The organism is Streptococcus sp. 2022WUSS135 (assembly GCF_044427045.1).
Classification (GTDB): domain Bacteria; phylum Bacillota; class Bacilli; order Lactobacillales; family Streptococcaceae; genus Streptococcus; species Streptococcus hashimotonensis.
The window spans coordinates 1-10,955 of sequence record NZ_JAOTGL010000040.1; the positions used below are offsets into that span (position 1 = coordinate 1).

Sequence of the window (10,955 nt, forward strand, 5' to 3'; positions counted from 1 at the left end):
TTCTAAAAGCAGAAACTCCTGTCTTTAACGAAAACCAGTCAACCGGCACAGCTTATGAAACGAAGAATGAAACTGAATTGAAAGACGAAGCAGGCAATGTTTATGTCTTCAAGGAACACAAAGCAGACTCAGCTCCAGTTTCAGGCAACGTTACTGAGACAGCACAAAAAGTTGTTTACATTTATGAGTTGAAACCGGTCACTCCGACTCCAACACCAGACGCACCAAAAGGTAATGTTACAGTAGAACACGTTACAACAACTGGTGAAGTTCTGAAGAAAGAAACCTCAGTTAAAACTAATGAACCGGTTGGTACCCCATATGAGACCCAACCAGAAGACAAGATTGTGACAGACAACGGTCGTACGTTTGTTTATAAAGGTCTCAAGGAAGAATCAGCAGATCCAACAGGTGAAGTCAAAGAGGGCACTCAAAAAGTAACCTTCGTTTACGAAGAAATCAAAGGTAATGTCACAGTCGAGCATGTAACGACAGACGGCAAGGTTCTAAAAGCAGAAACTCCAGTCTTTAGCGAAAACCAGTCAACTGGCACAGCTTATGAAACGAAGAATGAAACTGAATTGAAAGACGAAGCAGGCAATGTTTATGTCTTCAAGGAACACAAAGCAGATTCAGCCCCAGTTTCAGGTAAAGTTACTGAGACAGCACAAAAAGTTGTTTACGTTTACGAGTTGAAACCAGTCACTCCGACTCCAACACCAGAAGTTTCAAAACCAAAATCTACTACACCTGCTACACCAACGCAAGATAGCAGCATCCCAACATCAGTAGTTTCTACAAATAAAGCGCACTTGCCGAATACCGGTGAAGATAACTCAGTAGCTTTTGCAACACTAGGTACAGCTATGTTGGTGGCTACATTTGCACTCAATGGAAAACGTCGTCAAGACGAGAACTAATAAAACTATCCTTAAAAGAGGGTATCATTTTTTACCATCAAGCTCTTTGAGTGGCAAGTAGAATGGGTAGCTTTTTGAAGCCTCCTGTCAACCGTAGCGGGCGGCTTATAGATTGATTCAAAAGTCTAGGGAAAAATTAGTCCTTACATATTAAAAAACGAGCAATTCCAATTTGGAGTTGCTCGTTTTCCATTCTATAAAACTTATTTTTGGTGGTTTAGTTGGAATGTTTAAAAAAGGTCAAAGGAAAGAGAATTCCGATATTAGGGATGTGTCGAGGGTCAAATTATTAATTATAGTCTTTTAGTACGAGGCAATGAGCTGCAGGCATAACTGAAGTTAGGCAAGGCTTATGTCGAAGTAATAAAAGAAAAACTAAATGATGATATTTATAATTTCACACAGAGGTAGTCTCTGGTAAGGGTTATCTTACATATTGTCTATAACTAAACATTGGCAAGTCATCGTCTTGATTTACCAATTCATTCGCTTGAGCTTAAAGAAGACTTTGTGCTTTTATTGTGTGAGAATGTGTCATCTCTTCAAAGTTTTGCTTGATGTAGTACAAGGTATTTCAAAAGAAAAAGTTGTATGAATTGGCAGTTTTAGAACAAGATAAAAGTAAGTTGTTAGGGATGACACAGTATTAACTTGAATGAAGTTCGGTGAAAGTTTTTAGATGTCGCTGGAGGTGAGGTTTATAGCTAGGGATACAAATCACGTTTTCGCGGATAGCTGTGACTTTCTCAAAAAAATGCTTGACCAGTTAACGTTCTTGTTATATAATTAACTGGTTAAAGAAGGAGGTAATTATGTTTAAGAAAATAGTAGGGACCTGTCTTTTGGCCTTATTCGGTTTTGTTTTAGCGGCTTGCTCGGCTCAGAAGGAAGCGAGTCAAGTGCAGCCAGGAATGAAAATAGTCACCTCATTTTACCCGATTTATTCACTGGTTAAGGAAGTGTCAGGGAGCAAAAATGATGTTCGAATGATTGGTTCAAGACAGGGTATACACTCTTATGAACCATCAGCTGCAGACATAAAGGCTATATATGATGCAGATGTTTTTATCTATCATTCGCGAATTTTGGAATCCTGGGCAGGACGTTTGGAGCCTAATTTGCAAGGTTCATCTGTCAAGGTTTTGGAGGCTTCGACTAATTTACCGCTGACAAAGGTTCCAGGGTTAGAAGACGTAGAAGCCGGTCAAGGGATTGATGAAGCTAGTTTATATGACCCTCACACATGGTTGGATCCGGTTTTAGTTGGTCAGGAAGCTGTTGCGATTGGTGAACTTCTAGCAGAAAGTGATCCTGAGAATGCGGATTATTATCGTCAAAATGCTGCAACTTTGGAAGAAAAAGCGCAAAAGTTGGCAGACAAGTATAGTCCAATCTTTTCAAAAGCTACATCAAAAACATTTGTTACTCAACATACAGCCTTCTCCTACACCGCGCAACGCTTTGGGTTGAAGCAGTTGGGAATCGCAGGAGTTTCAGAGGAGGAACCAAGCCCTAGACAGTTGGCGGAAATTAAAGAATTTGTTGACACCTACAATGTACAAACAATTTTTACAGAGAAAGGCGTCTCAGATAAGCTTGCTAAGTCATTGGCGAGTTCGACAGGTGTGGACTTAAAAGTGTTGGATCCTCTTGAAGCAGATCCAGAAAATAATTTAACCTATCTAGAAAATCTAGAGCAAGTCTTAGAAACATTAGCTCAAGAGTTAAAATAAAAGGTCGAATTCTATCGACCGAAAGGAGAAAAAATGAAGAAAAAAGCAGTTGTTGGCTCCGTAGCCGCCCTTGTTTTAGGGATGAGTCTCTGTAGCTATCAGCTTGGACGTTTCCAAGCGATGGAAGAGCAAAAAAATCGTGTGTCCTACATTGAAGATAGTCAAAGTGCACAAAGCACAGTCTCGGAACAATTAACACCTGATCAAATTTCTGCCAAGGAAAATATTGATGCCGAGCAGATAGTTGTTAAAATTACTGATCAAGGCTATGTGACATCACACGGCGACCATTTCCACTACTATAATGGTAAAGTCCCTTTTGATGCGATTTTTAGTGAAGAATTGGTCATGAAGGACCCGAACTATGTTTTACAAGACAGTCACATCATCAATGAAGTCCAGGATGGCTACGTCATAAAAGTCGACGGGAAATACTATCTCTATCTAAAAGACCCTAGCAAACGTAAAAATGTTCGTAGCAAAGAAGAAGTGGAGCGGCAAAAAGGGATCTCTTCTGCTGACAGTAAAAATCAGGCAGCAGGAAATAGTAAAGACGGCCGCTACAGAACAGACGATGGCTATGTCTTTAATCCGACAGATGTTATTGAAGATACGGGAGATGGTTTCATCGTTCCACATGGCGACCATTTCCACTTTATTCCTAAAAAAGATTTATCAGCTGCCGAATTGAAGGCTGCTCAAGATTACTGGAATCAAAAAGGAAGTGTGAGCTCGGCTAGTGGTAGTCAATATGGCGATAGAAACAATAGAGCACAACAGACAACAATTAGTGCGGGGCAAGGTCAGGATTTGGCTAGCTTATTGGCCCAATTGGATGCAACGCCGCTATCTCAACGCCATGTAGAAGCAGATGGATTGGTATTTGACCCAAGAACGATTACGAAGAAAACCGCAGCAGGTGTCATCGTTCCACACGGCGACCATTATCACTTTATCCCATACAGCCAGATGTCTCCTCTAGAAGAGAAGATTTCTCGAATGATTGGTGTAAATGGAGCAGGTGTTTCTTCTGGTGCACAAGCAAGTCACTCCCAACACACACCGACACAACCAAATCGTCCGGTAACACCAATCGGCACGGTTACAACGCAACCGGCATCGCCTACACAACCAGTATTACCAACACAACCGAAGCAGTCAACAGGGAAAGTGGTTTCCTATATGGGACGTCAAATTCCTGCTTATGGAAAAGGGTTAGATGGTAAGGCATACTTTACAAGTGATGGATACATCTTTAGTAAATCCTCTATTACCTCAGTTGATGATCAAGGGTTGATAGCTAGTCATGGAGATCATTTCCATTATGTTGGTTTTGGCGAACTCGAAGATTTTGAAATCAAGCAAGTAGAGGAATGGGTTAATGAGAAGGCGGGCAAACAAGTGCCACCGAAAACATCTGAACAAGTAGGAAACGATGCTAAACCCACAACACCAAGTCAAGGGAATGATTCAACACCTGTAAAACCAATTCAAGAAGAAAACCGCCCTGCATTTGAATACAAACAAGTAACGGCTAAACGTAAAATGGCTGGAAAAGTTGTTTATGAAATGGAAGTAGGTGGAAAAACTTATACGTATGGTCGTGACGAACTAGATTTGATGAAAATCTCTTTTGCTGAGTTGACCTTGGCAGAAAAAGATAAGCAGTATATCTTTGATATTGCACCGCTTGCAGAAGGAGATCTTACACCAGCCATGTTGGTCGGTATGGATCAAATTCCGATGAAGGGAGCGAATGCGACCTATGATACTGGACAATCCTTTATTATTCCACACATTGATCACATCCACGTCCTACCTTACACATGGTTGAGTAAGGAACAAATTGCAACGATCCGCTATATCATGCAACATCCTGAAATTCGTCCATCTGCTTGGACTACAAGTGGACATGGTGATGGAGAAGCAACGGATCTTGTTCCCCCAATTCTAAATGCAACACCTAAAGCAAACCGCTTAGGCTTGAAAAATTGGCAAATCATTCACACCGCAGAAGAAGTCATGGATGCACGTGCAAAAGGGAAATTTGCAACAAATGACGGCTATATCTTCTCGGCGGAAGACGTACTAGATCCAGCAAGTTTTGTCTTTAGTCAAGCATTCAGTCTACCAAGAGCGACAGGTGGTTCTCTGCGTTCAATTTCCAAGAAAGATTTATCTAAAGAAGAATTGGAAGCTGTACAAACTCTTCTTGATAAACGAGACGCTGAAGAATTGGCGAAAAATGTCACACCGATTGAGAAACGTGCAGGTTTGAAAAATTGGCAAATTGTTCACTCGGCAGAAGAATTGGCAGAAGCTAAGGCAGCAGGAAAATATACAACGAAAGACGGCTATATTTTTGACCCAGCAGACCTATTAGATCCAAAAGTGAAAATAGGTACGGATAACTATCGTATCCCACGCGTGATTACAGATGGTTACCGTCGGATTAACAAGAGTGATTTGAATTACTTAAGCGAGCTGATCCCAGCAGAGGCTATGGTAGCTCAACGTGAGAAATCTAATTCTAGTTCACCGTCAACACCTGTACCAACTGAAACAGGAACAACTGCAGGCGATACAACAACGCCAGAACAGCCACAAGTTGCCAAAGAAACAGCAGAGGAAATTTACAACCGAGTTGAAGCGAAGAAAGTCGTTCCTTTCGAAGCACTGACCTACAATGCTGGCTATGCGACCGAAATACGCAACGGGACTCTAGTGATTCCGCATCAAGATCACTATCACTATGTATCCTTTAAATGGTTTGACCAAGGCAGTGCAAGAAGTCCTGAAGGGTATAGTTTAGAAGATTTCCTAGCAACGGTTAAATACTACATGACTAATCCACAAGAACGCCCTGTTTCAGACGATGGCTGGGGAGTATTTACACCAAATACCCCATCTGAATCAACAGAAGAAACAGAGACGGAAGAAAGTGAAGAAGAAATCATTTCTGAAGAAACTGAGGAAATTGACGAGTTTACAGAAGAATTAAAACGAAGAGCAGAAGAGTTTGGCATGGACTTCAAAACCTTTGAACAAAGTCTGGTCACGCTCTCAGACCGTTACAAAGTTTCTTTTGAAGCTTTCGAATATGATGCAACAAGCAAAGTTGTTCGACTTGTAGATAAGGATGGGGTCAAACGGACCATCTCCCTTCCAAGTTTAGAAGAACAAGTATAGTAAACAAAATACCTGTAGCGCTGAGCTCTGCAGGTATTTTTTTACAGAAAAACGGTAAAGATTATCTTTGACTATTTGCCTTTTTTAGCGTAAAATAGAAGGGAAAGACAAAAAAGGAGAACAGCCTTGGAACTTAACGTATTTGCAGGACAAGAAAAAAGCGAACTTTCCATGATTGAAGTAGCCCGTGCTATTTTGGAAGAACGTGGACGTGACAACGAAATGTATTTCAACGACTTGGTCAATGAAATTCAAAACTACCTTGAAAAATCAAACAGCGAGATTCGCGCAGCCCTCCCAACCTTCTATTCTGATTTGAATGTGGATGGAAGCTTCATTCCACTTGGCGAAAACAAATGGGGCTTACGTTCTTGGTACGCAATTGATGAGATCGACGAAGAAGTGATCACTCTTGAAGAAGATGATGAAGATGCACCAAAACGCAAGAAGAAACGCGTCAATGCCTTTATGGACGGTGATGATGATGCGATTGACTATGGACATGATGATCCGGAAGATGAGGACAACTATCCAGGTAGTGTATCATCAGAATACGATGATGAAAATCCAGATGATGAAAAAGATGAAGTTGAGTCTTATGATTCGGAAATCAACGAAATTATCCCCGATGACGAATTGGATGAAGAGGATGTTGATTTAGGTGAAGATGACGATGAGTATTCAGATGAAGAGGTCGTCGACGAATAAGAATTATATTCCCATAGGTTCTTAAAAATAATTTGACAAGACTACCAAATTACGATAAGATATTATCGGGCACCTCTTTTGAGGTCGGAGCTCCCTAGCGATAGGGAGCTATTTTTGTTTTTTCTTCAAGTTAACAGGAAGTATCCCCACAAATCGCTTCCTATTAGCCTGAATCGTAGAAAAGGAGTTTGCATGACAAAGTATATTTTTGTAACAGGTGGTGTTGTTTCCTCTATCGGCAAAGGGATTGTAGCAGCCAGTCTAGGTCGTTTATTGAAGAACCGAGGTCTCAAGGTAACAATCCAAAAATTTGATCCATACATCAACATTGACCCGGGAACAATGAGTCCGTATCAACACGGTGAAGTTTTTGTGACGGATGACGGTGCAGAAACCGACTTGGACCTTGGGCACTATGAGCGTTTCATCGACATTAACCTGAACAAATATTCAAATGTTACAACAGGTAAAATTTATAGCGAAGTCCTCCGTAAAGAGCGTAAAGGGGAATACTTAGGGGCGACAGTTCAAGTTATTCCACACATTACAGATGCTTTGAAAGACAAAATCAAGCGTGCAGCTCGTACTACAGATGCAGATGTCATCATCACGGAAGTGGGTGGTACAGTAGGTGATATTGAAAGCTTGCCATTCCTTGAAGCGCTTCGTCAGATGAAGGCAGATGTCGGTTCAGACAATGTTATGTATATCCATACAACACTCTTGCCTTATCTCAAAGCAGCAGGTGAAATGAAAACTAAGCCAACACAACATTCTGTAAAAGAGTTGCGTGGTCTAGGTATTCAGCCAAACATGTTGGTAATTCGGACAGAGCAGCCTGCTGGACAAGGAATTAAAAATAAACTGGCACAATTCTGTGATGTTGCTCCAGAAGCAGTTATTGAGTCCTTGGATGTCGAACATCTTTACCAAATCCCATTAAATATGCAAGCGCAGAACATGGATCAAATTGTTTGTGATCACTTGAAGCTCGACGTACCTCCAGCAGATATGACAGAGTGGACAGCGATGGTAAACAAGGTTCTTAATCTCCAGAAAAAAGTAAAAATCGCTTTAGTTGGTAAGTATGTAGAATTACAAGATGCCTATATTTCTGTAGTTGAAGCTCTAAAACACTCAGGATATGCAAATGATGCTGCTATCGAATTGGATTGGGTCAATGCAAATGATTTGACAACAGAAAACGTAGCTGAGCGTCTAGGACAAGCACAAGGAATTATCGTTCCTGGTGGCTTTGGACAACGTGGTACAGAAGGGAAAATACAAGCCATTCGTTATGCTCGTGAGAATGACGTGCCGATGCTAGGGGTCTGCTTGGGAATGCAGCTGACCTGTGTAGAATTTGCTCGTCACGTTCTCGGTTTAGATGGTGCTAACAGCTTTGAATTAGACCCAGAAACCAAATATCCAATTATTGACATCATGCGTGATCAAATTGGAGTAGAAGATTTAGGAGGAACTCTCCGTTTAGGTCTTTATCCAAGCAAGCTCAAACGTGGCTCCAAGGCTGCAGCTGCTTATGATAATCAAGAAGTTGTACAACGTCGCCATCGTCATCGTTATGAGTTTAACAATGAATTCCGTGAACAATTTGAAAAAGCAGGTTTTGTTTTCTCAGGCGTGTCACCAGACAACCGTTTGGTAGAAATTGTTGAAATTCCAGAAAATAAATTCTTCGTTGCCTGCCAATATCATCCAGAACTACAATCTCGTCCTAATCGCCCTGAAGGTTTGTATACAGCCTTTGTTTCGGCAGCTATAGAGAATGAAAAATAAGTATAACCATTATAGAAGAAGATTGGATTATTCAATCTTCTTTTATATTTTATATAAAGAAACGAAAAAGATGACAGTATCTATAGAAGAAAATACGAAATACCAGCCCCATATGGCATCATTGTCTAGATGGTATTAAGCATTATATATAGTAGAGTATTGCAAAAGAATCGGCTAAATCAATACGTTTTGGCAAAAAAGTAAAAATAAAAAATAAAAATTCAAAAAAGTGTTGACAAGGCTAGTTCCTAATGATATACTAGTTCTTGTATTAAGCGGGGATGGCGGAATTGGCAGACGCGCAGGACTAAGGATCCTGTGACCGCTTTAGGTCGTGTGGGTTCAAGTCCCACTCTCCGCATAGTGGACTAGCTAAGGCTAGTCCTTTTGTTTTGTCTAGATAAGTGCAGAGCACGATATATGCTAGGTCATAAATTCTAAGAATGATACGAAACGGGCATTGTTATAGCTTTCATGAAAAGATATGTGAAACTTTTCTCAAAACTAGACGGTTTCAACTAGCATTTTCAAAATAAAAATGGTAGAATAGAAGAGTATGAGGTGTAACCTCAAAAAATATTAGGAGGCTATCGAAATGCCATTAGTTTCAGCAGAAAAATTTGTCCAAGCAGCGCGTGACAACGGTTATGCAGTTGGTGGATTTAACACAAACAACCTTGAGTGGACTCAAGCTATCTTGCGTGCAGCAGAAGCAAAACAAGCTCCAGTTCTTATCCAAACTTCTATGGGTGCAGCTAAGTACATGGGCGGTTACAAAGTAGCTCGTAACTTGATTGCAAACTTGATTGAATCAATGAACATTACAGTTCCGGTTGCTATTCACCTTGACCACGGTCACTACGAGGATGCACTTGAGTGTATCGAAGTTGGTTACACTTCTATTATGTTTGACGGTTCACACCTTCCAGTAGAAGAAAACCTTGCAAAAGCAAAAGAGGTTGTAGAATTGGCACACGCTAAAGGTATTTCAGTTGAAGCTGAAGTTGGTACTATCGGTGGTGAAGAAGATGGTATCGTAGGTAGCGGTGAATTGGCTCCAATCGAAGACGCAGTAGCAATGGTTGCAACTGGTATCGACTTCTTGGCAGCAGGTATCGGTAACATCCACGGTCCATACCCAGTAAACTGGGAAGGTCTTGACCTTGACCACTTGCGTAAATTGACTGAAGCTGTACCAGGTTTCCCAATCGTATTGCACGGTGGTTCAGGTATTCCAGATGAGCAAATTCAAGCAGCAATCAAATTGGGCGTTGCTAAAGTTAACGTTAATACTGAGTGCCAAATCGCATTTGCAAACGCAACTCGTAAATTTGCAGCAGCTTATGAAGCAAATGAAGCAGAATACGATAAGAAAAAACTCTTTGACCCACGTAAATTCTTGGCAGACGGCGTGAAAGCTATCCAAGCATCTGTTGAAGAGCGTATCGACGTATTCGGTTCAGCGAACAAAGCTTAATGTAACTGCGAAGAAATCTCAGATTTCAAGCAAACAAAGTATAAGTTTCTTAGATTAAGCCAAAAAGGATTTTCTTTCGAGAATCCTTTTTATTATATAGTTTATTAAGCTCGATCTAGTTCTTCGCCATGAAGAAATCTACGATAGAAGTGAGCAGAGAACAATTAAAATATAAACCGCTCCAAAGTTTTCATGACCATAATAACTTAGAGAACGAAGAATTATGGATGGGGCGCAAACTGTAGTATTAAAATATTTACCTATGAGTATAGATACTTTAAAAAAATAAAAATGAAAATAATTCTTGCCAAGTCCAATCTTTTCTGTTAGAATAGTATGGTATGTGGTGCTAGCACATCCGATATATTTGATCAAATGAGGAGGAAGATACAATGGCTAAAGTATGTTATTTCACTGGTCGTAAGACTGTATCAGGTAACAACCGTTCACACGCTATGAACCAAACTAAACGCGCAGTTAAACCAAACCTTCAAAAAGTAACTGTTTTGATTGATGGTAAACCTAAAAAAGTTTGGGCTTCAGCACGTGCACTAAAATCAGGCAAAGTTGAACGCGTATAATAACAAAGTCGTTAGAAAAATCTAGCGACTTTTGTTTTTGGAAAAAATAGCCTAGTTATAAAGTCGATGAGGAGCAAATTCGGCCACTACATAATAAACAGGAAAGAATATCAACTACATAACTCTTCACAATGCTGTTGAAAAGTAGCTAACAAGAAGAAATGTTGTCAAAAATGAACTGTGTATTGATGTGGAAGATTTTTCCAAGGTCGAACATTTAAACTTGAATTGACATTAGGAGTTGTACGAGAGAGCATATCCGTACGGGTTCTACAAGAAGGGAATCACGAAATGGAAGAATAGAGAGTGTTTAAAAAATCCAAAAAATATCAAAAAAACGGTTGACAATATATATAAGTCGTGATAGAATAAATGAGTTGTCTCTTGAGGGGCTAGTCAGTAGCGGAATGAAAAAAAGTTTCGAAAAAGTGTTGACAAGTCCATCAGAAGATGATAGAATAATTGAGTTGTCTCTTGAGGAACTAGTCAACAGCGAAACGAAAAAAAGTTTCAAAAAAGTGTTGACAAAGTTTCTAAGAAATGATAAACT

At 40.2% G+C, this 10,955-nt stretch carries 7 protein-coding genes and 1 tRNA gene; all 8 read left to right on the top strand.

The features are described from left to right. Window positions 1-920: LPXTG cell wall anchor domain-containing protein (locus ODU45_RS09285; protein WP_398581188.1), on the top strand; the 920-nt coding region annotated here is incomplete at its 5' end. Between the two features lie 812 nt (window positions 921-1,732). Further along, on the top strand, window positions 1,733-2,653 hold the full coding sequence (locus tag ODU45_RS09290; protein ID WP_105106386.1) for a metal ABC transporter solute-binding protein, Zn/Mn family: 921 nt from the start codon (window positions 1,733-1,735) through the stop codon (window positions 2,651-2,653). A gap of 33 nt (window positions 2,654-2,686) precedes the next feature. Further along, complete coding sequence (locus tag ODU45_RS09295) at window positions 2,687-5,842, top strand: pneumococcal-type histidine triad protein (RefSeq protein WP_398581189.1); 3,156 nt, start codon at window positions 2,687-2,689, stop codon at window positions 5,840-5,842. A 126-nt stretch (window positions 5,843-5,968) separates the two neighbouring features. Beyond that, on the top strand, window positions 5,969-6,550 hold the full coding sequence (gene rpoE / locus ODU45_RS09300) for a DNA-directed RNA polymerase subunit delta (RefSeq protein WP_011921912.1): 582 nt from the start codon (window positions 5,969-5,971) through the stop codon (window positions 6,548-6,550). 192 nt (window positions 6,551-6,742) lie between these two features. Beyond that, on the top strand, window positions 6,743-8,347 hold the full coding sequence (locus tag ODU45_RS09305) for a CTP synthase (RefSeq protein ID WP_398581190.1): 1,605 nt from the start codon (window positions 6,743-6,745) through the stop codon (window positions 8,345-8,347). Between the two features lie 275 nt (window positions 8,348-8,622). Further along, a tRNA-Leu gene (locus ODU45_RS09310) sits at window positions 8,623-8,708 on the top strand. A 234-nt stretch (window positions 8,709-8,942) separates the two neighbouring features. Continuing rightward, complete coding sequence (locus tag ODU45_RS09315; protein WP_398581191.1) at window positions 8,943-9,824, top strand: class II fructose-bisphosphate aldolase; 882 nt, start codon at window positions 8,943-8,945, stop codon at window positions 9,822-9,824. 392 nt (window positions 9,825-10,216) lie between these two features. Next, window positions 10,217-10,405 carry a 50S ribosomal protein L28 gene (gene rpmB, locus ODU45_RS09320; RefSeq protein WP_001140948.1) on the top strand — a complete coding sequence of 63 codons (189 nt, stop codon included), beginning with the start codon at window positions 10,217-10,219 and terminating at the stop codon, window positions 10,403-10,405. Window positions 10,406-10,955 lie beyond the last annotated feature (550 nt).